The organism is Clostridium sp. Marseille-P2415 (assembly GCF_900155545.1).
GTDB lineage: Bacteria > Bacillota > Clostridia > Lachnospirales > Lachnospiraceae > Lacrimispora.
In genome coordinates, this window is sequence record NZ_LT732526.1 from 1,690,160 (window position 1) to 1,716,121 (window position 25,962).

Here is a 25,962-nt window from a genome sequence, read left to right on the forward strand (position 1 = left end):
CGCTTCGCTGCTTGATTCGGTTAAAAAACGGTTGGGGAATGGTTTTATCCCATTCCCCAAAGTCAAGATCACTATCTTATATCCCTGCGATTCGGCACATAATCCCCTGTTTCAAGAAAAAATGTAAGCAGCCTTTCCTTAAGCTTTATAAGCTCTTCCTGATAGCCCGTGTCATTTATGATATTGTTTAATTCCATCGGATCCTTTTCCAGATCATAAAGCTCGTCCGTTTCATACAAACGCCTGATGTATTTAAGGTTCCCCATCCTTATCATCACCGCCTTTGTATGCTCCGGTCCCTCGCTGCACTGGGTATCAAGCCTCGGCCAATAAGGGGATAACGGCCCATGGCCTTTTTCCATGCAGTGCTCCTCCCCATGAAGCCTGCCTCCCTCGCAGAAGACCGCATCCTTATGTTTTTCAGAGCCCTTTACTGCTTCCATGAGAGATAATCCGAACTGCTTATAGGGCAGCTTTATTCCCGCCATATCCGCAACCGTTTCAGGTATGTCGACCAGTTCGGCAAGAGCCTCCGATATCCCCGGCCTGCATTCATACCCACGGGAAGGCTTTATTAAAAGCGGTACATTGCTTACAGGATTCTCAAAACAGTTTTGTACCTTTTCCGTAATGGTATAATCCCCGGTATAATCGCCATGGTCGCTGAAGACGATCACGTTGGTGTCCTCGTATATGCCCTTCTCCTTCAGTTTTTCCGAAATCAAGCCGTATTGATGGTCAAATCTTGAGACCATGGCCAGGTAGGTAGCTCTCAGTTCATCAAAACGCTCCTCAGACCAGCCGTTTAAGTTCTGTCTTGAATTGATACCGTAAAGCATGGAAGGCTTATCCTTCAACGTACCTACGCCGGGTCTTCTCGGCGGAAGCTTTTTCCTGTCTATGCTTGAATACCACGGTTCTTCGCATCCATAAGGCGGATGAGGAAATGTAAGAGTCACGTACAGGAAAAATGGCGGCGGATCCGCTTCCCTGCTTCTTCTGTCCAGATAATCCATGGCACTTCTCATGCATTTCCAGTCAAAAGACTCCTGCGCCTCTTCCTGATCGAGCCTGCCCGTATAAAAAGAGTAATAATTATCGTCCTCCTCAGGCTTCACGGCAGGAGCTGCGCTTCCTCCTTTGTGGCCAAAAGCATTATTCCTCAAGCTTTTCGTGTCCTCCATTACCACACCGTTGTAATATTCGTCGCAATATTCTTCCTTGGTTCTGTCGCCCGGTATGACATCGTTTCTGCCTACCCATATCACTTCATACCCTGCCTGCTTCATCACTTTCATGATATTGGGCTCATCCGGATTCTGAAGAAAATGCATGGTGCGGTGCCCGGTAGTATGAGGATACAGCCCTGTAAGGAAGCTGCACCGGGACGGCACGCATACCGGATTCTGGCAGTAAGCATTGCGGAAGGAAACTCCCTCTTTCGCAAGCTTATCCAGATTGGGGGTGATTGACGCGGGATTTCCCATATGACCTAAAGAATCACTGCGCATCTGATCCGCCACAAATAACAATATATTGGGTTTCTTTTCCACATTCCCTCTCCTTTCCCTATTTCATAATCAATGATCAGTCTGTCCCCTTCTCCTCTAAAACAGCCTGCCTGTCCAGAGCTTTAAAAAACGGAAGATAAATTAATATCTGAACAGCGATCAAAACCACCTGGAGAACGGCAATTTTCCAGCCTCCGGCCACAAGACCGCCGAACACCACCGGTGTCCCCAGAGGGATCGTCGTTCCGTTAAGCGGAGGAATGATTCCTATATTCATCATAATATAGGAAATAAGAAACGTGATAACCGGTGTGACAATTAACGGAATAATCATGATGGTATTTAATACCATGGGAAGTCCAAATGTTATGGGCTCATTAATTCCGCATAATCCTGCAGGCAAGGCCAGCTTTCCAAGGGTTTTATAGCGTGTGCTTTTTGCCGTGAAACACATGATGATACATAATCCAAGGGTACCTCCCGCTCCGCCTATGGAAGCAAAGGTCATCCATGAGGCATTTGTAATCAGGTTCGGGCCTGCCACTCCATTTGCATATGCCTCAAGATTTTCCAGTCCTGCCGCCGTATACAAAACATTGATAAAAGGCATAACGATCATGCCTCCGTGGAGGCCGAAGAACCACATTAGAGAGCAGACAAGGATAAACAAAATAAAGGTAAGCGGGCTTGCCCCAAGGCTTGTCAGCGGCGCTTTCAGCATCGTATAAATAAAATTATTTGCATCATTAAAAGAAGTAAGAGAAAATCCGAACCTTATAAGTCCAAATATAAAAGCAATACTGAAAGCAGGAATCAAAGCGCTGAAGGATTTGGCTACCGTAGGCGGAACCTGTTCCGGCATTTTTAAGACAATATTATGCTTAATAAACATATGATATATGACAGGTACCGTCAGTCCCACAATCATGGCCGTAAACAATCCGGCAGCCCCAAGATATGTGGTAGGCAGGGCTCCTAAGATTGAAACGATCTCCCCGCTTTTAGCTGCTTTTCCCGTAACGCCAAGGGGAATCAGCAGGAGGAATGCGAAGAGGCTTAAGGTACCCACGATGGTCGATACGTTTTCATCCAGGTCAAATTGCTCAGCAAGCGCCTTTCCGATCAGAAAAACAGCATATACTGCAAGCATATCCGTGGTCACCTTAGGTGCAAAGGCAAATATTTCTTTTAAGTGGACTGCCTGCACGAGGCTCTGATATGGTGCAATTTGAAGATTCGCCAACAGCGTGAAAATTGCGCCTATCATGATAATAGGCAAAAGCACCGAAAATCCATTGGAAATCGCCTTCAGAAACTTGTTCTTTGAAAGCTTTCCAGCCATAGGGACAAAAAATTTCTCGATCAACCCGGTTAAATTATTCATATATATCCTTCTCCTTTTTCATGTTGCAATAATCTGCTGCATCCTCGCTTTACCCCAAAAGCTTTATCGCATCCTCCAGAACCTTTTCACCGTTCATCATTCCGTAATCCCTCATTTCTATTACCGCCACCTTCATTCCCTTCGGTTCAAACTCGGCCTTTATTTCGTCATAAAGGTATCTGACCTGAGGTCCCAGAAGAAGCACATCCGTCTGCCCTTTATAATTCCTGAATTTTGATTCAGGCAATGCTATGATTTCAGCTTCCACCCCCTTCTTTTCAGCGGCCTTCTGCATTCTTTGCGTCAGCATGGAAGTGGACATCCCTGCTGCGCAGATCAACGTAATATACAGCATATCATTGCTCCTTTCTATGATTTGTTCCTTACCAATTATCCGCCGGCAAATTTCCACGTCAGCACGGAATACCGGCTTTTTTATAAAGCTTTATGAATTCATTTGCAAGGTCTCTCACCGTCATGGCATTCATCAGGTGATCCTGCGCATGAACCATGATCAGGCTCATCTCAAGATGTTCTCCTGATGCCTCGGCCTGCAGGATGCCCGTCTGAAACTCATGGGCCCTCTCGATTGCCTCATCCGCCTCTTTCAGTTGTTTTTCCGCAAGTTCAATTTTTCCCTCTCTGGCCGCGGCAATGGCCTGCAAAGCGCAGCTCCTCGCATTTCCGCCGTTTACAACCAGTTCCATCATAATGGTTTCAATTTTTATATCCATTCTTCATTCTCCTAAATAATTTCGTCATTATTGTCTGATGCTTCTATCTTCCTTTAAAAGCTCAATCAAAGTGTCAAAGGAGGCTTCCCTGATGAGCCTTGATACCCCCTTCTGGCTAAGCAGAAGATTCATAGTGAGCTGATAGAAAGACTGAAGCTGTTCCTGCTCAGATTCCCCTATGGAAACAAGAAATACAACCTGAACCTGATTTTTGTTCCAAAGAATGGGCCTCTCCAAAATCCCTACGCAAACAAAACTGTCCTTAGTCATCGTTTTATAAGGGTGGGGCAATGCCGTAAGATTTCCGAAGTCTGTCTGAGCAAGCGCTTCTCTTTTTAAGACCGCCTCATAAAATCCATCCGGTAAGTCTCTTACGGCGCTTATCCGGCGGCAAAGCTCCCTGATTATCACCTCTTTGCTGTCCCCTTTCACATCCGCAAAAAAAAGGCTCTCATCATAAAACTCATACAAAAAACTTTTATTCCCCACGGTAAGTATTTTTTTCACGGACAATATCTCTCTGTCCTCAAGAAACTCCCGGACCGAAATAACCGGGACAGGCAGGGAAACGCTTAAAGGGACCGTAGTGAAAACATAATCCACCTTATTAAAATCAAAATGCTGAAGCTCATGTGAATTGCAGGAATAAACATGATTCAGATATTTTGCAAACTCCTCCTGGTAGCGATAAGTCAAAAGCTGGGCACTGCCCTTTCCAGTAGCACATACGATGAGTATATTCTTTTTGCCGGTATTTCCCTTCTCCTGCTCAAGGACAAGTGCAAAAAGAAGAGCGAAAAAGCCTACCTCATCCTCTGATAAGCATTTTTGATAATGAGCCTTAAGAACGATACAGGCCTGCTCCGCAATGGCATAAGCAAGGGGATACTTCCTTTTTATTTCTTCCAGCAGGGGATTTTGGACCCCCATATCATAGCGAATCCTTATGTCCAGAGGTACCATATGCTGAGACATGGACAGGATCAGTTCCCTGTTATATCGGAAATCTATTTTGAAGCTGTCATATATGGATTGCAGCATTTCTTCAATAAGTCCCTCGATTCTTTTGGGGACTTTCAGGCCGGGTTCCGTATCGTCTCCCTCAACGATGCTTCTTTTCCCCGCCAGATGGATCGCCATATACTCGATCTCAGGCTCAGGAAAACAAATCCCCTGATAATTTCCCAGCTTTTTAGCAATATCCTGTGCAATAGCCATCTCTTTCTCTCCAAGGTTTACCGGAAAATCTTCGGTCTCCCCTGTCAGGCATAGCCCGCCTCTTATACGCTTTACCGCAATGTATATATGAAGGATCAGATTCTGAAATAAGACCTCAGACAGTCTGACCTTATGTTCACGGATGCAGCCGAGCACGATATCCCCGATGGCCTTCATCTCATCCGTACTTCTGCGTCCGTGTATGAACATATCCGGCTTCATAAGATAATTGGCAATACACAGCCTTTTATTAAATTCACCGCCTTCCGCTCTTATGCCGTAATGAGGCCTGCGCACGAGCCTGACATCATATTTGTTAAGCATCTCTTCAGCCTTTTTCAATTCACCTGTGAGGGTATTTCTTGATATAAATAAGAAATCGCTTAAATCATCCAGCTTGACATAATCCCTGCCATTCAGCAGACACGACAACAGATATTGGATTCGTTCCTCAGAAGACGCAGGCAATGTATTTTCAGTCATTGTCAAGGACTTTATAAACTCCTGATACAACGGAGCATTCGTGACCGCGATCCGGTATCCATGTCCCTGTTTGGATATGATACGGACACCGTGGGGTATAAGCTCTTTATCTAACTCCCTGACCCTTGCCCTGATGGTTTTTTCACTGAGCCCCATCTGTTTTCCCAGAACAGATGCCGTGATATAGCCATTCTCAGTAAGCTTGGAAAACAAAAGCTGCTGCCTCCTATCATTCAAATCCGCCACCTCCTTTGGGGTAATTTCATTATAGCATGGACATATTTTAACTCCACCAAGGAATCTTCCGCAGCCATTACGGTAATTTCGTGTTGAAAAACTTCTAATCCTCCTACACTGCATTATCTTTTCAGCTAATCTTATTTGGCTATCTTCACCATTAAGATATTTTCTTATTCCTAAAATCTTTTTATCCGGAGTTATATTTTTCAATACAAAATGCTCCCTTCCAGGTGGCAAGTATTTATTATTACACTTGTCTGCCCAGATGGGAGCATATCAAACAAATCCTTCATCTGAATCTTACTCATCCAGCTCCATATCATCCGATTTAACTACTATATGGCGCATAATCTGACTACGTCCGGACTCTATAACATGCCCAACAAAATCCTCGCCCGTCTCCTGTAAACGCCCCATAAGTGCTTCCAGCACCATCGGAAAATTTGTGCCTCCGATAACTTCAATGTTTCTGTCCGATTCCATCTTGATCTCGCTGGAGATATTGAACGGGCTTCCGCCAACAAGATCACAGAAAATTAATATGGTTTCGCACTCTTTTAAATTCTGTACAGCACCCTCAAGTTTATTTTTAAGAACTGCCGGCGTACATAATGCAGTAAAATCCACAGGTATAAAACACTCCGGAGCACCAAAAAGCAGTTCAAGCCCGCTGCTGATTCCAGCAGCAAAGTTACCATGTCCCGTAACGATGATTCCAATCATAATGAAATACTCTCCTTATAATAATGTAATAAAATCGATTACCGGATCGCTTGGCACCATGCATGCTGTGAATTTTACCCCTTTATGAGCCAGATACTTAAAATCCTGCTCATCCTGTCCGGTAATATATACCGTATCTTTGACCTGTCTGGCCCCACTTTTCTTTGCCATATTACCAACATTAACTTCAGAAAATTCATAACCGGCATCATACAGCTCTTTTAATGTTTCGGGAGACTTTACTACAATAAAAATCTTCTCCCCTTCATATTTTCTGTTTTTTAGATTTTCACAAGCTTTCCCCACAGACAACACTGATAATTTGCAGCTCTGAGGACATGCCATTTTTAAAGCTGATTTCTGAATATCACTCTTCACAGCTGCATTATCAATTACCATAATACGATTCGCCCCTAATGTTCTGGTCCATACAGCAGCTACCTGTCCATGAATCAATCTTTCATCAATCCGTATATTAACAATCTCCATTCATAATACCTTCCCTTTCTTTTTATTTACTTAATTCCTAAGCTTATATAATCATCAGGATTTTTAGAGCTCGCTTTTTGACACTCTTTCTTATTCACCTTCCAATTTTTCTGAATTCCCGGATGCCCCTGAAGAAGAAAATCTCCTGTTTTTTTCATTTGAGCGTCTAATCTTTGCTTTAAGTCCTCCCGTATTTCTGCATACTTTTCATCATCGGCAAGATTATTGCGTTCTCCCGGATCATAAATTAAATCATATAAGCCTTCCTCATATTTTGTCTGCTGTTCCAGATCATGATCCATATAATAATCTTTCATTTGGGATTCATCAATATTAGATTTATTAATCTTCAAATAATCCTGATCGTAATACCGGATATATTTGTACCATTCTGTACGAATGCATCTGGCAGGCTCGTAAGACGTGTGGAAATTAATCTCCGCATAAACCTCATCTCTGCTCTTTCGGTTCGGATCAATAAAACGGTCAGCAAACGAAACTCCCTCCAGATACTCCGGCTTTTCTAAATCAAGCAAATCGCAAAGAGTCGGGAATAAATCCACTTGAGAAATCAGTGCTTCTGATACCGCTCCATTCGCCGGACTGCCCGGCACTCTCATAATGAAGCTCACACCGATACCGGAATCAAACAATGTACATTTACAATATGGAGCCGCTATTCCATGGTCTGTTGTAAACAAAATAATCGTATCTTCCATGAGTCCCGTTTGCCTGATTGTATCCAAAACCTGCCCCAGGCATTCATCCGCTGATTTTAAACTCGTTAAATATCTTGCATAATCATGTCTTGTTTCTGGATTATTATGGATTGGATATGGCGGAACCGCCGCTCCCTCATTGATTTCTGCATCAATCACATCAGGAAAGACTCTGTGTGTCGAAAACATTCCATAGGATAAAAAAAATGGCTTTTCATCATCATAATGCTTGATCCATTCGCAAACCTTCCTTGCATTCTTCTTATCCCAATATATCAGGTCTTCATCCCGGATCCCTGCATTTGATTCAGTTAAAACTTCCTGATATCCTATTTTATTACCATTTTCTTCTATATCTAAATACCAGCCGGATTCGTGTTGTATTCCGCACAGTGCCGTACGATAGTCATTCCGGTTCAGAAATTGAACCAGATGTTTTGAATAATCAATAGAAAAACCTCTCTGAGTCAGTCCAAGCATTCCATTCTGATGCGGATACATTCCTGTCAGCATAGCTGCTCTGCTGGGAGAACACGTCGGCCCTGCGCAATAACAGTTCTCAAAAGTCAGAGAATCTTCTGCAAATTTCTCCAAATTAGGCGTTACTGTTCTGTACCCATAAGGGCTTACAATTCTCCCGGAATCATGAGTATGTATATAAACTATATTCATGTCATTACACTCCTTACTTAAACACCTGGTCCGATATGCACATTGATGAAGTTACTATGCATATCGGACCAAAGCTTTCTATAATCCATTCCTCAATTACATAACTCCAAGAAGCACCATAACAAATGCAATTCCAAGAATCAGAAGAATAATCTTATTAGCTGACCATTTCTTTTTATCTGCTACATACCAGCACAGAACCGTCAGCAGCATTGGCAATAATCCCGGCATAATCTTGTCCAGAACGCTTGTCTGCAATGCAACTACCATATCTCCGGATGTAAAAGCAAATTTTACAGGTGCAGCTACCGTCGTAGAAGCAACACCGCCAATAACGATCAGGCCAACAATATTGAGTGCTGTCATTATTTTTTCTTTTACTTCCTGATTTAAGAATACTTTTACAATATCCAGTCCCAGATGATACCCCTTTACAAACATAAAATATTTTAAAGGGATGACCGTCAAACACCAGGTCAGCAGAAAGAACAATGGACCTACCGGTGAACCATCAGCCGCAAGGCCAATACCAATACTTAAGAGAATAGGATTATATGTCCCGCACAGAATTGAATCACCAATACCCGCAAAAGGACCCATAAGTGCACTTTTGGTATTTACAATCATCTCAGCGTCTACATTGCCATTTTCAACCTTGGCTTCTTCTAATGCAAGTGTTACACCCGGAATAACCGATCCCAATTGCGGTTCCGTATTAAAAAATGTCATATTTCTGGTCAATGCATCTGACAATCCTTCTCTGTCGTCTCCATACATTTTTTTCAAAGCTTTTGCCAGACTATGACAAAAACCGCAGCCCATCATACGCTCATAATTATGAGAGCTCTGATGAAAGAAGAGCCAGATCCATGCAGCATGTGATACATCTTTTTTTGTCAGTTTACTCATCGTATTCATCCCCCTCAGCTATGGAATCTGCACCGGCGACCGCAATTGTGTTTCCCTTTCTCATTATAAACAGCAATGCAATTGCAACAGCAATCAAAACAAGTGATGTTGTGGTCATTCCTGTATTAACCATCAAAACCCATCCCAGTAAAAACAGCATAATCATCCAACGCTCTGAAATAATCTGTTTCAGCAAAAGCGCAAATCCCAATGCAGGCAGCATCTTTCCGCCAATCTGCAGAAAATGAAGAACAAATTCCGGCAGAGCTGCCAATAATTTTTCTGCAAACGGCGCTCCAAAATAACAGATAACTGCTACCAGGAAAAACCGTTCCAGGAAGGACGGCAGCGTTCCCATTATGTTCATGAGGCAAATTTTATCAGCATTTCCTTCTGCTGCATACTTATCCGCGCGGTGTGAAAAGTATGACTGAACTGTCATGGTAAAGTTATGCAATGCCACACCTAAACTCCCCAGCGGAATTGCCAATGCAATTGCAGTTTCCGGACCGCCGCCTGCGGCCATTGCCAGCGGTATCCCAATATATGCCGCCAAATTTAAGTCCGAAGGAACAGCGCCGCCAGGAGTGATCTGTCCGATAAAAATTGCCTGTACTGCTATTCCGCACAAAATGCCGGTTGTAACATCCCCCATAATAAAACCAACAATCATACCCGCTGCCAACGGACGGCCAATCCCATACCAGCCACCCGTTGTGCCAAAAAGCCACGGTACCTGATTACGCCCCAGGTAAGCGAACAACCCAATCAATAGTGCCTGCCATAACTCCATACTGCTACCTCCTTGTATTATTAAGTACATTTTCTTGTCAGTATGATAATACATTTAAAATCATTTGTCAATACCTTTGCTACTTTTCTACAAATATTTTACTGCTTTCTTTTTTAATTTGTACTATTTTTATTATTTCATTTCTTGTGTTATATTAGAATTTGTTGTATAATACAAATAATACATTTATATGGATATAAAGGAAAGGTGTATGTATGGCCCCGAAAAAAACTCCCCAATACAAACAAATAGAAAACGAGTTATTAAATCAAATTCGTCTGGGATACTATAAAAAAGGGGATTTAATTCCAACAGAAATGGAATTTGCAGAAAAATATAATGTATCCCGGGTAACGATCCGAAAAGCAATGGATAAGCTTGTTAACCTTGGATTGCTCCGCCGGGTTTCCGGAGTCGGAACTTTTGTTCAGGAACAGGTAACAAAAGAAAAATTCCCGCAATTAATGGGGTTTACTGAGGAAATTATAAATATGGGGTTAACTCCACGTACGATTGTTACTGCATTTCAGGTTCTGTCAGCCCCCATCAACATTGCCCGCATTTTGAACTTGAAAGAGGGGGACCCCATATATTATTTCAAACGGGAACGGTACGCGAACGAAGATTTATTTTTACTGGAGACCTCCTATATGTCCGTTACGCAGAATCCTGAAATGTCTATCCAAATCCTTCAGGGATCCAAATATCAATATTTTGAAAAAGTACGCGGTGAAAAGATATCTTACAACGAACATATTATTACCGCCATTCATCCTTCTTCCGAAACCGCTAAGCTTTTCCGCATTTCAGAAGATACTCCAATAATCAAAGTTGCCAACATAACCCATTTGAGAAACGGAAATATATTGGATTATACGGAACAGATTCATAATTCTCCAAAATTCCAATTGCATTATATCAAACAATAACCGCTGCTTATGATAAAATGAAGGGCAGCCGTATGAAACGGCTGCCCCTCTCCAATTTACCTTCAAAAATTCATTTCCTTAAGCCCCAGCCGCACATACTGCTCCTGAGGCGCATCATTCTCTTCCATCAGCCGGATCATATGCAGAACCATCCTCTGCTCCACTTCTGAATTGTGAATTGGCGCCAGCTGCTCCGGATCCTGCTGCAGATCATACAGTACGGTTCCCAGCGTCTGTTTCACCGATGTATCACCCGAACCGTCTTCCACCGAATCAATCTGCATCACCGGAGTGCCCTTTGTAAAAGGAAATCCCGGATGCCATTTCATAGTCTTCATCTCTTCAGCAGAAAACCGGCAGCGCATATGAGTCGGCATCTGAGTATAATTGTAAAGCGGCTTGTTATCCGGTACCGGACTCCGCATATAAACATAATGGCCGTCCGTAATATTTACCTGGGCTCCATGCATGCCAAACAGCACATATTCCCGAACCGGCTCATCCCTCAGGACGACCGGCTCCAGATTATACCCCTGCATGTCCTTTGCCGGTCCGATTCCAAAGAAATCCAGCAGTGTTACCGGCACATCTATGCCCTGTACCAGCGATTTTCTCCGCTCGTTCCGGACTCCATAACGGGGATCCCAGAGAAACATGGGGATATGAACTGTCTCATTATACCATGGATGCACGCTTTTAGCCCATAGGTCGTGCTCTCCCAGCAGGAATCCGTGGTCGGTATTTACTACCACCATGGTATCTTTCCACATATCGTTTTCATCCATAAAATCCAGGAATTTTCCCAAATACTCATCGCACATAGACAACAGAGCCGCATACTCATACCGGCAATGTTCCACCTGTTCCCTTGTCTCCTGTACCTCCCGGTATTCCGGCCAGTCAAACTGCGGACCGTCATATTCGTGGGGATACAGCTTTTTATATTTCTCCGTTGTATAAAACGGCTCATGGGGATCAAAACATTCCCAGTGCAAAAACCAGTTATCTTCCTCTCTGTTTTTCTCCAGGAATTCCAATCCCAGCCGGAATACTTCAGCCAGAGGCTGTTTTTCCTCACATTCCATATAAGCCCGGTTCACCAGATCCTGCCTCCACATCCGGCCCAGATGCTCCGGAACTGCAGGGTCTTTCACCCGGCCTTTCCAGCAGTCGCCTTCCTGCCCCCGGACGATCTCCCAGGAATTGTACCGGTTGTGGTAAGTAGCTCCGCCGTCTTCCCAGTAATGCTGATGGTCGCTGATCATATGGGTATAAATCCCATGCTCCCGCAGCATTTCCGGCATCGAATCGTCAAACGGCTCCAGCGGCCCCCAGCCCCGGTGCAGAAAATTATAACGGCCGGTGTGCAGCTCCCTTCTGGCCGGCATACAGGGCAGACTGCCCGCATAGCAGTTATCAAACCTAACGGTCTTTTCCGCCAGCCGCTTAAAATTCGGAGTCTTCGTCCAGTCACAGCCATATGGCTCCAGCATCCTGCGGTTGAGGGTGTCAAACATTAACATGATTGCTCTCATTTTACATTCCTTCCTGCCTACCACCATTTAATCAATTCAGTCACTTGGTTCCGTACCTCGATGAATTCCGGAGCAACCACTTTTCTCGGACGGGGCAGTGTATTGGCCAGTTTCTGTTTGATGGCCGTAGGCTTATTGGTCAATACCAGAATATTTTCACTCAGATAAACTGCTTCTTCGATGTTGTGCGTGATGAATATAACTGTAGTCCCGGTCTTTTTCCAAAGGTTCAGAAGCTCATCCTCCAGTTTAAACCGCAGTTCCACATCCAGCTGTCCATACGGCTCATCCATCAGCAGCAGCTCCGGTTTTACAGCGAACGCGCGGGCAATAACAACTCTCTGCAGCATGGACGTGGAAAGCTCTGCCGGATAGTAATCTTTAAACTGTGTCAGGCCTACCATATCCAGAACTTCCGCCACTTCCCGGTCAATCACGTCTTTTGGCAGTTTCTTCATTTTTAATCCAAACGCAACATTTTCCTCCACCGTAAGCCAGGACATGGTGGAATATTCCTGAAAAATGTATGCTACATTATGTTTTTTTAAATTTACCGGTTCCCCGTTAATCAGAATTTCACCCCCGGTTGGTTCATACAATTTGGTAATGCAGTTTAAAAAGGTGGTCTTTCCGCATCCGGTAGGCCCGACAATGCACAGAAACTCTCCTTTTTTCACTTCAAAAGAAATATCGTCCAGGACCAGCAAATCACCGAATTTCTTCGTCATATGGTCAACTTTTACTTTCACTTCTTCCATATTTCCACCCCCCTTACAAAGTTTTATCCACTACTGAGCTGATTTCTTCCCGCAAATTTAAGAATTCAGGATCCACATAATCGCGTGGACGGGGAAGGGCAATCGTATACTCTTTTTTCACGGTTGTCGGGCAGTTAGTCAGCACCACAATCCGGTCCGCTAAGTAGATTGCTTCTTCAATGTTATTCGTTACAAATACAACCGTCCGCTTTTCCTTTTCCCAGATACGGATTAAATCTTCCTGCATCAGATAACGGGTCTGGGCATCCAGGTGGCCAAACGGCTCATCCATAAACAGCACGTCCGGTTCATTGCAGTATGCCCGGGCAATGCCGACCCTCTGCTGCATCCCGCCTGACAACTGATTCGGATAGGAATTTTCAAAGCCCTCCAGCCCCACAAGTTTGATATAGTATCTGGAAAGTTCCTGGCGCTCCTTCTTTGCCATGCCGCGTACTTTCGGTCCGTATTCCACATTCCCCATAACAGTCAGCCAGGGGAACAGTGCAGTTCTTTGATAAATTACTCCCCGGTCCGGTCCGGGCTTCTCCACAAGCTTCCCATTCACTGCCACCGAACCGGTACTAACGGTTTCCAGCCCTGACATACAGTTGATCAATGTGGATTTTCCGCATTGTCCCGGACCGAACAGGACCAGCAGTTCGTTTTCTTTCACCGTAAGATTCAAATCATTGATTACCTTCACATTGCCTCTGGCCGTGTGAAATGTCTTTGATACCTGATTGCAAACAATAATCTCTTTCCTCATTTTCCTCTCACACTCCAACTGCATAGTTTTGCTTCAATCGCCCGCATGGCAACTGCCAATATATAACCGACAATTCCTACCGCAACAATTCCTACCATAATCTGAACCGTACTGTTGGAATCCTGCCCCTTGATGATCACCCAGCCGACCCCTTCGGAGGAACGCACCATCTCTGCCGCAACCACGGTTGCCCAGGCAGAGCCGATTGCGATCTGCAGTCCTGCAAATATATGGGGAATGCAGGATGGCAGCACTACCGTACTGAATACCTGACGGTCATTGGCTCCCAACATCCTGGCAGCTCCCATGAGAGTGCGGTCTACCGATCGGACACCTGCATAAGCATTCATCGTAATATTGGAAAATGCCGCAAGGAAAATCAAAAAATACTTGGATGGTTCTCCCAGACCGAACCACACGATAGACAGTGGAATCCAGGCAATCGGCGGGATGGGGCGGATCAGTTCATATAACGGCCGGATCAATGCCTCCATGGGCTTATACCACCCCATCACGATTCCGGCCACAATCCCGGCCAGGGAACCCAGTACGAATCCGACCATAACCCTGGTAAGACTCCATAAAATGTGCACTTCTATGGTATGAGTACCGATAGGTTCCAGGAGACTGGCAAAAAATCTGCCAAGCACCGTTACCGGACCGGCCATAACAACTCCTGCCTTTGTGAAAGAAACCACAAACTGCCACAGGCAGAGAAATATAAAAATGGCTATGACCGCGCAAATCGTCTTTTCATACCGCTTCGCATCCTGAAAACGTTTGTTCATTCTCTTCCCGCTCCTTTCACCACCTTTTTCTCAATTACGGTCAGAATCCAGGAAAATACTGCTCCGATCGTCCCGATCGCAATCATACCGCAGATAATAATGTCCGGACGGTAGATTCCGCGTGCCTGCTGGATCATATATCCAAGACCTTTTGTGGAAGCCAGCATTTCCGCAGCAACGATACAGGTCCAGGATGCTCCCAGTGCAACACGGATTCCGGTCATTACCAACGGCTGGGCCGTCGGGACCGCAATATGCAGCAGCATCTGGAAATTCGATGCACCGAACGTCTGGCCTACCCAGAGATGTACATCCTTCGTCTGTCTGACCCCTGTATAACTGTTCAGCACACACGGTACGAATGCCGACAAAAATACCGTTACAATCTTGGAGGTGATTCCGATCCCGAATAACAGGATCATCAGCGGAATCCAGGCAAGTCCCGGAACCGGACGGATCAGGTCAAATACCGGACGCACAAATAAATCAATTTTCTTATACCAGGCCATTAAAATCCCCAGTGGGGTACCGATGATTACCCCCATGGCCCAGCCGCCCATCGCAATTTTCAGCGAAGAAAAAATATGCTCTGGAAGCGTGGCGCCATCCGGTGCTGTCGAGGTCAGTTTCTTAATAAATGTAGCCCCAATTGTTACCGGTCCAGGAAGTGTAGAACTCTTTGTTATTTTCAGAACATCACAGCATAACCACCAGACTCCGACAAAGATTACAATGGACAGAACCTTTAGCCACCAATAATTATTTTTTCTTTTCACGATTTCTCCACCTTTCGGATCTCTTACATCTGATTACTGTATTTTTAGACCTGTAGCTTCCGATACAAATGCAGGATTGATGGATTTTTCTACGTTCGGCGCACTGTCGGCTGTGATTTTCTCCGCGGATACCAGAAAATCCGTAATCGCAACCCATGCTTCTCCCAGTTTATATCCCTCCTGGCTCATATAATCCGTACCAACGTATGCCCTGTCTTCGATCTCTTTCTTTAAATTTTCTTCGGTGAAATCCTGGCCATTATCGGTGTAGAATTTCTTTGTATACTCATATCGGGTATTCTCATCCTGTAATTCATCCATGGCACGAACCAGGCACTTTACAAATTTGGCAACATCTTCCGGTCGATCCTTCACCACTTCTCCCCTTGCAAAGCTGCCATCGCACATATTTACGCCGGTAGCATCCTCAAAGGAGCAGATTTCCTTATATCCCAGATCCTCCATCTGATAACTGTATGGCGGATTCATGGCTGCAATGTCGCCTTCTCCGGTCTGGAAAGCCTGAAACGCAGATGCATACTCCATATTAACCTGTTCCACATCCGATGGAGTCAATCCAAATTTCGCTGCATAGCACTCGGTCATATACTGTACGGCCGTTCCCAGCGGCTCAAGCACCTTCTTCCCTTTCAATGTCTCCGCACTGCCGTAAATCTCCGGACTGTCTGACAGATTCTTTCCTGCCGCAACCACATCACTGTCCGAGCGTGCATAAAGTCCCATGCCGCCTGTCGTATTCACATCTGCCAGCCACACACATCCTGCATTCGCCAGAGAGTAGATGGAGGCGAAACCGGAACATGCAATATCCAGTTCCTCTGCCGCTATCGCTTCGTTTACCGGAGCACCGGTTGCAAAATATTCCAGACTTACATTTAGTCCCTCTTCTTCGAACCACCCCTGATCTGCAGCATACTGTACCGGAACCCCTACGGAAAGAGGAAGGATACCAACGCGCAGTACTTCGGATTTGGCTCCCTGCTGTGCTGCCGTTTTCTTATCGGCGCCTGCTGCCTGTGTGGCCTCTTTGGCCGTTCTTAAACCGCTGCATCCGGCCAGTGAAACCGCCAGCGCAGCTGCTAAAGTCAGAGTTGTTATTGATTTGCCAGTCTTCCATAAAATCCTTTTTTTCATGATTACCTCTCCTTTTCTCATTAACTTTTACACCACATTCATCCTTTGCGTTATCGTTAACGCTAATCTCAATATAGAGCACTTGTTCTCATTTGTCAATAATTATATTTTTTTCTATTTCACTTTTGTGCATTTTGCGCTTTTTCTTTGCATTTCATGGTCGTTTTTCACAATATTATTGATATAAAGCTTCATGACGCACTTGTTTTTGATAGATTTTTAACAGTCGTTTCGGAGTACGATTTATAATTTTCCTTGTGTTATCGAAAACGCATTATTGTTATTTCTTGTCATTTCCTTTCTTGACACCAGCCCTGCTCTTTGCTAAGATAGAATTATCCAAAAGGATAAATTCATGCACGGAGGCTGTTAATGGGAGTTACACTGAAACAAATCGCAGAATTAGCTGGGGTATCCGTCGGTACGGTCGACCGTGCACTCCATGACCGTGGCCGCGTAGACCCGAAGGTTGCACAGAGAATCAAGATGATCGCAAAAAAACTGGATTACCGTCCCAATACCGTGGCCAAGAGTCTCTCGATCCGCAGGCGCAATTTAAAGATCACCGTGATTCTCCATATACAAAGCCATAATGCTTTTTTTAATGATATTATGAGGGGAATCAAGAACTGCAAAGAAGAAATTTTTGATTTCGGCATTCGCATAGAGTTGAAAGAATGTCCGGATTTTAATGCCCGGGAGCAGTTAAAACTGATTAACCGGGCAATTGAGGAAGGGGCTAATGCCATTGCCATCGTCCCCATCAATCATCCGGCCATCAAGGAGCGGATCAATGAACTGCACAGGCAGCATTTTCCTGTGGTATTCCTGACCAATATCCTTGATGATACAGAATATTTAAGTTTCGTCGGATGTAACTACTCCCTGAGCGGAGCTATTACAGCCGGACTTTTATCCCTGTCCTGCCCTGTCCACGGTAAACTGCTGCTGTTTTCTCCCAGTTTTCAGATGCTGGGACACATTCTCCGCATGAATGGACTGAAAAAAACGCTGGAGCAGGAGTATCCTCAGATAATCCTGCAGGATGTGATCGAAATGACCGGCAACGATATCCGGGATTACCAGTTAACCCGGAAGGCATTGGAGGATTTTCCGGAAACCAACCTGATTGTCTGCCCCGGCGCATACAGCTATGGCAATTTACAAGCGATTCAGGAGATGGGATATTTTCAGAACTCCCGCATCATCTGCTATGACTATTCCGAAGAAATAGGCAAAGAGATCCGGAACCGCAATATTACGGCAACCATCGTCCAGCAGCCGCAGCTTCAGGGTTATACAGCAATAAAAACCTTGTTTGAATACCTGACGTATGAAAAAATTCCGGTCACCAAAAATCAATATATTCAGACCAGAATAATTTTAAAAGAAAACTTGTCCGAAATTTAATTTTGTCTATTAAAAAAGCTGCAGCAATCAAAAGGATCTTTTATCCTTTCGATTGCTGCAGTTTCTATAAAGCACGTTTCTGCATCTGGAATCAAATCAAGCGAATCTCCGGCAGATTTCTACCAGCCTTGGATACGCATATTCAAAAAAATGATAATATGCACTGCAGAAATAATTCTTTCCTGCATTGTCAGCGGATATTGGTTCCCGGTATCTGCGGCAGCCATTGCGGCATAAGCCAAACCACTTACACGTCTTGCACTCTTCATGCACCTGCTCCGACCATTTCACGAATCCCAGTTCATCCCTCTTTTGTTCCATATCCTCAAAACTGTCCGTATTCACATTTCCTAACAGCCATTCATCCAGCGCATAAAAATCGCAGGGATATGTACTTCCGTCGGCTTCAATTACCCACTGCCTTCCGCAGGTTCCCCGCATGCTGCAGCTTTCCGGAATACGTCCGGCAATGATCAGCATCAGGTTTTCAAAATAACGGTTATACACGTAGTTCCCATCTTTCATATCCAGATACCAGGCATCAAAAACACTTTTTAAAAAGGTTTCATATCTTTCCGGCGTCAGGGAATACTCATGACCTCCAGGTATCTCGCCGATGGGATCCAGACATTCAATATATTGCTGATATCCGATATGGTTCTTCTTAAAAAAATTGTAGATCTTCTGACCGTTTCTGACGGTAGCTGCAGTTACCACAGTCAGGATATTATATTCTGCCTTATGCTTCTCCAGCAAACGGATCGCCTCCATAATGCGTTTGTAGGTTCCTTTTCCGGCGGCGTCGACCCGGTATTTGTCATGAATTTCTTTCGTACCGTCTAAAGAAACACCTACCAAAAAATGATTCTCCGCAAAAAAAGCGGCCCATTCCTCATTGATGACATAGCCATTGGTCTGAATGGCATAATGGATTTTAACTTTTTTCGGATTCGGATGGGCAGACACGTAACGAACCAGATCTTTATAAAACTCCAATCCAGTCAGCGTCGGCTCCCCGCCCTGAAAAGCGAAGGTACACTCCCCGTCTGCATATTCCATAGACTTGTCAACAATGGCATGCAAAGTATCCGCCGACATTCTTCCATAGGACTGGACGGTACGATTATTTAATTCATCCGCATAAAAGCAATATTTGCACCGCATGTTGCAATTGCCGGATGCGGGTTTTATTAAAAGGTTTAACATCGGCATAGTCATTCTCCTGTCTATTCTTAATTTCTACCACATCGTACTCTTTAAATCAACCCGGAATATTTTGGCAGCGAATAATCCAGTTCATAAAATTTGCAGATATGGATAAAATCCTGTATCAGCTTCGTCAAACGCTTATCTTTATGATAAACAATGTAAAACTGCCGCTTAAACTGAAGATCTTCTACCTTCAGTGCATATACCAGTCCCCGCTCCAGCGGTCCTGAAACCATACGACGGGGAACGGCTGCTATACCAATACCATGCATTACCGCATTCACCAGTGCAGTAGTGCTTGTCCCTTCCCATGTCGGGTTCACTGAGATTCCCTCATTCTGCATCACTTGTTCAAAAATTTCACGCGTACCGCTGCCATGTTCTCTTAAAAGAAAATTCTGCCGTTGAAATTCATCTTTTGTCATGACCTGTCCTGGTTTAAATGGGTGCCTGGCCGGTGTGATTATTTCAAGGTAATCTTCCATATATGCTTCTGCCGTCAGACAGGTTTCATGAATAGGGGTTTCTACCAGCGCAATATCCAATTCATTTGTGACCAGCTTCTGTTCCAATTTATTCGAAGACTCAATCAGAACCTGGGTTTTTGTATTGGGGTGCATGGCTGTAAACGCTTCAACATAACTAGGCATAAACTGGGATCCGATGGTTATGCTGGCTCCGACACGCAATACGCCAAAAGAATCCCAATTCCGCAGCCCTTTTTCCATATCATCAAATAACGCGGAAATACGCAACGCATACTCAAGAAATTCATTTCCGGCATCAGTCAGATATAAACGCCTTGCAATACGGTCAAAGAGCATAATACCATAATGGCGCTCTATTTCCTGAATGGCAATCGAAACAGAAGGTTGTGTCATGTACAGCCTTTTGGCTGCCTTTGAAATACTGTTTCCGCATTCACATACCATCAAAAAAATTCTGATATGCTTTATTGTCATAATTTCCCTCCAGAGTATTATATGAAAAATCATATAATTAATATAAAATTATACAATTTTTATTATTTATAATCAAGTGGTATAGTATAAGAGCAAAAGGAAAAGGCATTCTCACATGGCCAGTATAACACAAGATGTGGAGTACCGTCTATCTTTAATAAATAATGCTGGAATATCAATCACACAAGAAATCTGCGGATAGAATCCTTATTAACAGCATTAAAACGAAGGAGGTACACAATGAAATATTATATCAAATCCGGAAGCCTGTATCGTATAAAAGACGAACAATCCATGACCCGTATCGTCACTGTAAAAGATCCGGCCTTCACTACTAAAAAATGCCTTGAAGCAGAAAATAAAGAATTTTATACAGATATCAGGCTTCATAATACAGCAGGGAATTTAAATGACAGCGAATATGTATTGTACGATAAATCCAAGAACTGCATTGCAGCCGCAAAGCCAAAATTTGACCCTGATATCCACGACTGGTCAGTCACCCAGGTTTTACACGTCAACTGTGCCTCAGTAGATATAAAAGGAATTCCATATGAGCTTCATATGTTAAACAGCCAGAATTACCGATTAACCAGACACGATTCCACAATTGCCGTTGAAATTATCCAGAATGGAATCAGCGGCGGCTGGACTGTAACTATTGAAAAGGAAAACGAGTTTGAACCGGTCATTCTCTTAGGTGTATTCTTTTTCTGCCGTTATCTGGAAAAAGAAAACGAATGTGTCTTTATTTAACTCCGTTAATATTCAATCAACCACACTTTAGAGGAATAAAATGAAAATCAAAATATTAAAGAAATTATTTATTTCAACATTATATTTAAGCACTTTTACATTTGGCGGCGGATATGTGATCGTAACACTCTTAAAGAATAAATTTGTCGATGAACTTCATTGGATCAACGAAGAGGAAATGCTTGATCTAGTTGCGATTGCGCAATCATCTCCAGGTGCCATCGCTGTCAACGGCGCTATTGTGGTTGGCTATAAGCTGGCCGGCTTTTGGGGAGTTATGTGTGCCGTTTTCGGAGCGATCATACCGCCCTTCATTATTTTAACCTTGGTCTCCTTTTTTTATCAGGCTTTTAAAAGCAATTTTATCATACAATCCATGTTATCCGGTATGAAGGCAGGGGTAGGTGCAGTGATTGTCTCTGTGGTTTACGATATGGGCAGCAGTATTGTAAAGACAAAAGATTTTATATTGTTTAGTATTATGGCTATTGCTTTTATTGCCAACTACTTCTTTCACGTAAATGTCATTTATATTATTTTATCAGTTGCCATAATCGGAGCAATAAGGACGATCAAAAGGGAACACGGGAGGAAAACACTATCATGATTTATCTGAAACTTTTTTGGGCTTTTTTACAGATTGGAGCATTCAGCTTTGGCGGTGGATATGCCGCTATGCCTTTAATACAGGCACAGGTAATCGACCAGTATGGCTGGCTTACGGTTTCTGATTTCACAGACCTGGTCACCATTTCCCAAATGACACCGGGACCTATTGCAATCAACTCTGCAACCTTTGTGGGAAATCAGATTGCCGGAATCCCAGGGGCACTGGCTGCAACCATTGGCTGTATCCTGCCTTCCTGCATATTTGTAACTGCTCTGGCATGGATCTATACCAAATACCGTAATTTAAGCATATTACAGGGAATTCTGGAATCCTTACGCCCGGCAGTTGTTGCAATGATTTTTACCGCCGGTCTTACCATTTTAGTACCGGCCATTTTCTTAAACAGCCGGATAACCTTTCAGGATGGTAATTTTCAATTACGGCCTTTTCTCTATTTCATTGCTGCTATGTTCTGCCTGAGGAAATGGAAACTGGACCCCATCGCAGCCATGGTGCTTTGCGGAGTGGCTGAAGTGATATACCAGTTTATCACGGTTACTCTATAGTTGTTCTGCAAGGCAAAGAAACCTGCTTTTACTTTGATTTATAATCACACTTCTGGCATTGGGCAAGGATGCTCTCATTATCCTCTTTATGATATGCCCCAGACCATCTGCAAATATTTTGGAGAATCGGAATGACAGATTTCCCTTTATTTGACAGACTATATTCTACTTTTGGAGGAACTTCATCATATGACTTTCTTATTATAATCCCATCTGCAATTAATTCTTTTAAAGTTACAGCCAAAACGGCATCTGTAATATCTGTCATCTCCTTTCTTAATTCACTGTAACGCAAACATTCCTTTTCTGCTAACACACAAATAATGCGTGATTTCCATTTTCCTCCAAATATGCTCAATCCATATTCCAGCGGGCACCGTATATCTTTTTCTAATTTGGGTTTATACATTATTTCAGCCTCCTTTAAAAAAACATTATAAGAAAAATACTTTATTTTATCAAGTAACTATTAAATTTATGAGTTTACGGTGGTGAGAAGCATAAAACTTGTCAAAGCGGATATTCTCTATCCGCTTCGCTGCCTGATCAGGGTAAATAATCAATATTGGGTTATATTATAACCAAACAAAAAAGGAAAATAGATACTTAGCTAACTATTGATTTTCTATGGGGAATGTGTTATATTGTTAACAAAATAAATTAAGGAGATATCATTATGTTGACTACATTCAAAGCTACTGCTAAAAAATTACCTGATGGCTTACAGGTCGAAGCAAATTCAAGAGGTTTTAAAATTCTATTTGATGAACCGGAAGATTTGGGCGGTACTGATACTGCTATGAACCCTGTTGAAGCTCTTTTATGTGCTCTGGGCGCATGCCAGTCCATCGTAGCAAGTGCATTTGCGGCTGCTCATGACATTACATTTGAAGAATTCCATGTTGAACTTGAAGGAGATCTGGATCCGGATGGATTTATGGGACTGGCTGATGTAAGAAACGGCTTCCAGGAGATACGGTTTGTAATGCATTTTAAAACAAATGAGCCCAAAGAGAAGATTGAAAATTATGCGAAATTTATAGAGAAAACATGTCCTGTAGGTGATTGTATCGCTAACGGTGTAAAATTAGTATTATCGGGTGTTGCAATTGATTAATCAATACGTACAGCAAAAGAGCCTCTTTTATAAAATTGGCTCTTTTTCTGGAAGAAAGGAGGACGCAGCGTGATTATTAAAATGTCAGCGATCCCAGGCGGAAAAATGGGTAAAGTGGGTAAAATGAATGTTAAAGCCGGTGATAAGGTAGCTGCCGGTGATATTCTTGCACAGGTAGAGACAGCAAAAGGAAACCGTCCGGTCAAGGCGGTATCCGGAGGTACGGTTTCCAGAGTATTATGTGAAGAAGGTGCAGAAATTGCATCCAATGCGGAAATGTTTGATATCGTTGAGAATCTGGTTTCCGAAGAACCGGCTGAAGCCAATATTGAAAATATTACACAGAAGAACCAAAAGGAGGTTTCTACAGATCTGCTGATAATCGGCGCAGGTCCAGGCGGATACGTGGCAGCCATTTATGCAGCTAAGAACGGCTTAAAGGTAACCCTTGTTGAAGAATCGGAATTAGGCGGCACCTGTCTGAATGTTGGCTGTATTCCTACGAAAGCACTTGTCAAGTCCGCTGAAATCTGCCACAACGTAAAAAATGCTTCTCTTTTTGGCGTCGAGACAGCCGGTAATATTTCGGTCAATATGAAACAGGTCATAGACCGTAAGGACAAGGTAAAGAACAGACTCGTTTCCGGTGTTGATTTCCTCATGAAAAAGAATGAAATTAATGTTATCTCCGGTCACGCATCTTTTATTGATGAGTACACCATTTCAGTCAATGGAAATGAAAACTATATTATAAAGGCAAAAAATATTATGATAGCAACAGGTTCCAAAATTTCAAAAATAGCTATCCCCGGCATGGAACTGCCTTTTATATTAAACAGCACTACAGCACTGTCCAATACCGAGCTGCCAAAATCCATTGCAATTATCGGCGGTGGAGTAATTGGTATGGAATTTGCATTTATTTATAAAAATTTCGGCGTAGAGGTACATGTTATTGAATTCATGGACCGGCTGCTAACAATGGTTGACCATGATATCGCCAAGGAAATACAGGATATTGCCGAAGAAGAGAAAATTAAGGTGCATACCGGTTCAAAAGTCATGAAAATCCAGAGCTCCATAGACGGTAAGGCAGTCATTACCTATGAAGATAAGCATGGCGAACATTTGCTGGTCAGCGAAAAGGTTTTAGTCGCTATCGGCAGAGAGCCCAATCTGGACGGATTATCCTTAGATAAGAGCGGCGTTTTATTAAATAGCAAAGGAAAAGGTATTCAAGTGGATGCCTCCATGCGTACGAATATCAGTCATATCTATGCAATCGGTGATGTAACAAATATTATTCAGCTGGCTCACGTGGCCTCCCATCAGGGTATCGTTGCAGTGGATAATATATTGGGGAAAAATAAGGCAATGGACTATTCGGCAGTCCCGAACGTAATATTTACCTCACCCGAAATTGCAAGTGTCGGTACGGGGGAAGATGAAGCCAACGCAGCAGGTATGAATATTACAGTTAGCAAGTTTTCATTTGCAGGAAATGGAAAGGCTCTGACAATGGGCGAAACACGAGGATTTATGAAACTGATAAAGGATAATGAAACAGGAAAAATTATTGGCGGATCCATGATAGGTCCCGATGCTTCCTCATTAATAAGTTCGTTAACCTTAGCAATCGCAAATGAATTTACGGAAAAACAGATAACAGAGACTATATTTTCACACCCGACTACCGGTGAAGTAATTCATGAAGCAGCAATGGATTTTGGAATCGGAGCCTTGCATCAGTGATGAAGAAAATAATACGATCTGAAGAATTTAATCCATATTTTAATATTGCCGCAGAGCATCAGCTGTTTTTAGCCTCCGATGAAGATATCCATATATTTTTATGGCAGAATGATGCTTCCGTTATCGTCGGAAGGAATCAAAACCTATACGCAGAATGTAATCTTTCATATCTTAAGGAACACAACATTCAGGCAGTACGCAGGTTTTCCGGCGGCGGAGCCGTATATCATGATAAAGGTAACGTTAATTTTACCTTTATTACCAAAGAAAGATCGGCAAGCCAGGTACAATTTATCGAACTCATACGATCTGCAATGTTGAGACTTGGTATTGACTGTGAATTCAGCGGCAGAAATGATTTATTATTTAAAAACCAGAAATTTTCCGGACATGCTTATTATACAGATGGCGATAATTATATGTATCATGGCACAATTTTAGTTCATGTGGATTTTGAGCAATTAGGAAAAGCCCTTACCCCTTCCATGCTAAAGCTAAATTCCAAAGGAATCGGATCCGTTAAAAGCAGAGTTATAAATTTATCAGAAATTAATAACGAAATAACTGTTGAAAAAGTAATTGAGGCTTTCATAGAGACCTTCCATTGCAAAAATATAGAATTTATCAATAAAACCAATTTTGAAGCACCTTTAGAGCAGCTTCTCTCGTCACACGATTGGCTGTATGCGCAGTCTCCAGATTTTGATATCGTACTGGAACGTAAATATTCATTTGGAAATGTATCGGTGCATATCGCAGCGGTTAACGGCTTAATGGAACGTATAAAAATAAATACCGACAGCCTGCAGCTTTATGATTTCAAGATCTGTGAAGATGAACTGAATGGGAAATGCTTTCGCGAAGAAGCAGTATGGGAATGTCTGAATCTGTATATTTCCAATCATCTGAAACAATCATAATGTTTCATTGCTATCTAAAAAAAACATAGTATATTTGAAGGTTTTATGTTAATATAGACTAAAATAAAATGATAT

27 protein-coding genes are annotated in these 25,962 nt (G+C 43.1%); 8 read left to right on the forward strand and 19 right to left on the reverse strand.

Features of this window, described 5'->3' with window-relative positions; all coding sequences use genetic code 11:
* Positions 1-71: 71 nt before the first annotated feature.
* The 10 genes from BQ9856_RS12720 to BQ9856_RS12765 all read right to left on the reverse strand — a co-directional run bounded on the left by BQ9856_RS12720 (position 72) and on the right by BQ9856_RS12765 (position 9,875).
* Positions 72-1,553 carry a sulfatase-like hydrolase/transferase gene (locus tag BQ9856_RS12720; RefSeq protein ID WP_077611370.1) on the reverse strand — a complete coding sequence of 494 codons (1,482 nt, stop codon included), beginning with the start codon at positions 1,551-1,553 and terminating at the stop codon, positions 72-74.
* Between the two features lie 34 nt (positions 1,554-1,587).
* Positions 1,588-2,895 carry a PTS sugar transporter subunit IIC gene (locus tag BQ9856_RS12725; RefSeq protein ID WP_077611371.1) on the reverse strand — a complete coding sequence of 436 codons (1,308 nt, stop codon included), beginning with the start codon at positions 2,893-2,895 and terminating at the stop codon, positions 1,588-1,590.
* Between the two features lie 49 nt (positions 2,896-2,944).
* The gene (locus BQ9856_RS12730; RefSeq protein WP_077611372.1) at positions 2,945-3,250 is read right to left on the reverse strand and encodes a PTS sugar transporter subunit IIB; all 306 of its coding nucleotides are present in this window, start codon (positions 3,248-3,250) and stop codon (positions 2,945-2,947) included.
* Positions 3,251-3,308: 58 nt separating this feature from the next.
* The gene (locus tag BQ9856_RS12735) at positions 3,309-3,629 is read right to left on the reverse strand and encodes a PTS lactose/cellobiose transporter subunit IIA (RefSeq protein WP_077611373.1); all 321 of its coding nucleotides are present in this window, start codon (positions 3,627-3,629) and stop codon (positions 3,309-3,311) included.
* Positions 3,630-3,656: 27 nt separating this feature from the next.
* On the reverse strand, positions 3,657-5,567 hold the full coding sequence (locus tag BQ9856_RS12740; protein ID WP_159441988.1) for a BglG family transcription antiterminator: 1,911 nt from the start codon (positions 5,565-5,567) through the stop codon (positions 3,657-3,659).
* Positions 5,568-5,870: 303 nt separating this feature from the next.
* A complete protein-coding gene (locus BQ9856_RS12745; protein ID WP_077611375.1) occupies positions 5,871-6,293 on the reverse strand; it encodes a PTS sugar transporter subunit IIA in 423 nt (140 codons plus the stop codon).
* A 15-nt stretch (positions 6,294-6,308) separates the two neighbouring features.
* Positions 6,309-6,782, reverse strand: coding sequence for a PTS system mannose/fructose/N-acetylgalactosamine-transporter subunit IIB (locus tag BQ9856_RS12750; RefSeq protein WP_077611376.1), 474 nt, complete (start codon positions 6,780-6,782; stop codon positions 6,309-6,311).
* Positions 6,783-6,808: 26 nt separating this feature from the next.
* Entirely contained in the window at positions 6,809-8,173 is a 1,365-nt protein-coding gene (locus tag BQ9856_RS12755; RefSeq protein ID WP_077611377.1) for a sulfatase family protein, read from the reverse strand.
* A 96-nt stretch (positions 8,174-8,269) separates the two neighbouring features.
* Positions 8,270-9,082, reverse strand: coding sequence for a PTS system mannose/fructose/sorbose family transporter subunit IID (locus BQ9856_RS12760; RefSeq protein WP_235839204.1), 813 nt, complete (start codon positions 9,080-9,082; stop codon positions 8,270-8,272).
* Positions 9,075-9,875 (reverse strand): PTS mannose/fructose/sorbose/N-acetylgalactosamine transporter subunit IIC, encoded by an 801-nt coding sequence (locus BQ9856_RS12765; RefSeq protein ID WP_077611379.1) that lies wholly within the window; start codon positions 9,873-9,875, stop codon positions 9,075-9,077. Before BQ9856_RS12765 ends, BQ9856_RS12760 begins: the two co-directional genes overlap by 8 nt.
* Positions 9,876-10,090: 215 nt before the next feature.
* Between BQ9856_RS12765 and BQ9856_RS12770 the strand changes: the two genes are divergently transcribed.
* Complete coding sequence (locus tag BQ9856_RS12770; RefSeq protein ID WP_077611380.1) at positions 10,091-10,804, forward strand: GntR family transcriptional regulator; 714 nt, start codon at positions 10,091-10,093, stop codon at positions 10,802-10,804.
* A 62-nt stretch (positions 10,805-10,866) separates the two neighbouring features.
* On the opposite strand, the gene BQ9856_RS12775 is transcribed toward BQ9856_RS12770, so the two are convergent.
* From BQ9856_RS12775 to BQ9856_RS12800, 6 genes are read right to left on the reverse strand one after another with little or no spacing between them, the layout of a single operon-like run.
* Complete coding sequence (locus BQ9856_RS12775; RefSeq protein WP_077611381.1) at positions 10,867-12,339, reverse strand: sulfatase; 1,473 nt, start codon at positions 12,337-12,339, stop codon at positions 10,867-10,869.
* A 17-nt stretch (positions 12,340-12,356) separates the two neighbouring features.
* The gene (locus tag BQ9856_RS12780; RefSeq protein ID WP_077611382.1) at positions 12,357-13,097 is read right to left on the reverse strand and encodes an ABC transporter ATP-binding protein; all 741 of its coding nucleotides are present in this window, start codon (positions 13,095-13,097) and stop codon (positions 12,357-12,359) included.
* A gap of 13 nt (positions 13,098-13,110) precedes the next feature.
* Positions 13,111-13,866 carry an ABC transporter ATP-binding protein gene (locus BQ9856_RS12785; RefSeq protein ID WP_077611383.1) on the reverse strand — a complete coding sequence of 252 codons (756 nt, stop codon included), beginning with the start codon at positions 13,864-13,866 and terminating at the stop codon, positions 13,111-13,113.
* Positions 13,863-14,654, reverse strand: coding sequence for an ABC transporter permease (locus BQ9856_RS12790; RefSeq protein WP_077611384.1), 792 nt, complete (start codon positions 14,652-14,654; stop codon positions 13,863-13,865). The genes BQ9856_RS12785 and BQ9856_RS12790 overlap by 4 nt, the downstream gene beginning before the upstream one ends.
* Complete coding sequence (locus BQ9856_RS12795; RefSeq protein ID WP_328587249.1) at positions 14,651-15,430, reverse strand: ABC transporter permease; 780 nt, start codon at positions 15,428-15,430, stop codon at positions 14,651-14,653. The genes BQ9856_RS12790 and BQ9856_RS12795 overlap by 4 nt, the downstream gene beginning before the upstream one ends.
* 33 nt (positions 15,431-15,463) lie before the next feature.
* Positions 15,464-16,585 carry an ABC transporter substrate-binding protein gene (locus BQ9856_RS12800; RefSeq protein WP_077611386.1) on the reverse strand — a complete coding sequence of 374 codons (1,122 nt, stop codon included), beginning with the start codon at positions 16,583-16,585 and terminating at the stop codon, positions 15,464-15,466.
* Between the two features lie 372 nt (positions 16,586-16,957).
* On the opposite strand from BQ9856_RS12800, the gene BQ9856_RS12805 reads away from it, so the two are divergent.
* Positions 16,958-17,995 (forward strand): LacI family DNA-binding transcriptional regulator, encoded by a 1,038-nt coding sequence (locus BQ9856_RS12805; RefSeq protein ID WP_077611387.1) that lies wholly within the window; start codon positions 16,958-16,960, stop codon positions 17,993-17,995.
* A gap of 96 nt (positions 17,996-18,091) precedes the next feature.
* Here BQ9856_RS12805 and BQ9856_RS12810 read toward each other — a convergent pair whose 3' ends face one another.
* Together BQ9856_RS12810 and BQ9856_RS12815 are read right to left on the reverse strand one after the other, a co-directional pair.
* Positions 18,092-19,207, reverse strand: coding sequence for an anaerobic sulfatase maturase (locus BQ9856_RS12810; protein ID WP_077611388.1), 1,116 nt, complete (start codon positions 19,205-19,207; stop codon positions 18,092-18,094).
* A 44-nt stretch (positions 19,208-19,251) separates the two neighbouring features.
* The gene (locus BQ9856_RS12815; protein ID WP_200801307.1) at positions 19,252-20,166 is read right to left on the reverse strand and encodes a LysR family transcriptional regulator; all 915 of its coding nucleotides are present in this window, start codon (positions 20,164-20,166) and stop codon (positions 19,252-19,254) included.
* 240 nt (positions 20,167-20,406) lie between these two features.
* Here BQ9856_RS12815 and BQ9856_RS12820 point away from each other — a divergent pair, with 240 nt between their 5' ends.
* Genes BQ9856_RS12820 through BQ9856_RS12830 form a run of 3 tightly spaced genes read left to right on the forward strand, consistent with a single transcriptional unit; the run spans position 20,407 to position 22,098 of the window.
* Entirely contained in the window at positions 20,407-20,922 is a 516-nt protein-coding gene (locus BQ9856_RS12820) for a hypothetical protein (protein ID WP_077611389.1), read from the forward strand.
* 40 nt (positions 20,923-20,962) lie between these two features.
* The gene (locus tag BQ9856_RS12825; RefSeq protein ID WP_077611390.1) at positions 20,963-21,529 is read left to right on the forward strand and encodes a chromate transporter; all 567 of its coding nucleotides are present in this window, start codon (positions 20,963-20,965) and stop codon (positions 21,527-21,529) included.
* Entirely contained in the window at positions 21,526-22,098 is a 573-nt protein-coding gene (locus BQ9856_RS12830; RefSeq protein WP_077611391.1) for a chromate transporter, read from the forward strand. The genes BQ9856_RS12825 and BQ9856_RS12830 overlap by 4 nt, the downstream gene beginning before the upstream one ends.
* Before the next feature lie 28 nt (positions 22,099-22,126).
* On the opposite strand, the gene BQ9856_RS12835 is transcribed toward BQ9856_RS12830, so the two are convergent.
* Positions 22,127-22,507, reverse strand: coding sequence for a winged helix-turn-helix transcriptional regulator (locus BQ9856_RS12835; protein WP_077611392.1), 381 nt, complete (start codon positions 22,505-22,507; stop codon positions 22,127-22,129).
* 267 nt (positions 22,508-22,774) lie between these two features.
* On the opposite strand from BQ9856_RS12835, the gene BQ9856_RS12840 reads away from it, so the two are divergent.
* The 3 genes from BQ9856_RS12840 to BQ9856_RS12850 all read left to right on the forward strand — a co-directional run bounded on the left by BQ9856_RS12840 (position 22,775) and on the right by BQ9856_RS12850 (position 25,887).
* Entirely contained in the window at positions 22,775-23,215 is a 441-nt protein-coding gene (locus tag BQ9856_RS12840; RefSeq protein WP_077611393.1) for an OsmC family protein, read from the forward strand.
* Between the two features lie 69 nt (positions 23,216-23,284).
* Positions 23,285-24,967, forward strand: coding sequence for a dihydrolipoyl dehydrogenase (lpdA, locus tag BQ9856_RS12845; RefSeq protein WP_077611394.1), 1,683 nt, complete (start codon positions 23,285-23,287; stop codon positions 24,965-24,967).
* On the forward strand, positions 24,967-25,887 hold the full coding sequence (locus BQ9856_RS12850) for a lipoate--protein ligase (RefSeq protein ID WP_077611395.1): 921 nt from the start codon (positions 24,967-24,969) through the stop codon (positions 25,885-25,887). The genes lpdA and BQ9856_RS12850 overlap by 1 nt, the downstream gene beginning before the upstream one ends.
* Positions 25,888-25,962: the final 75 nt, after the last annotated feature.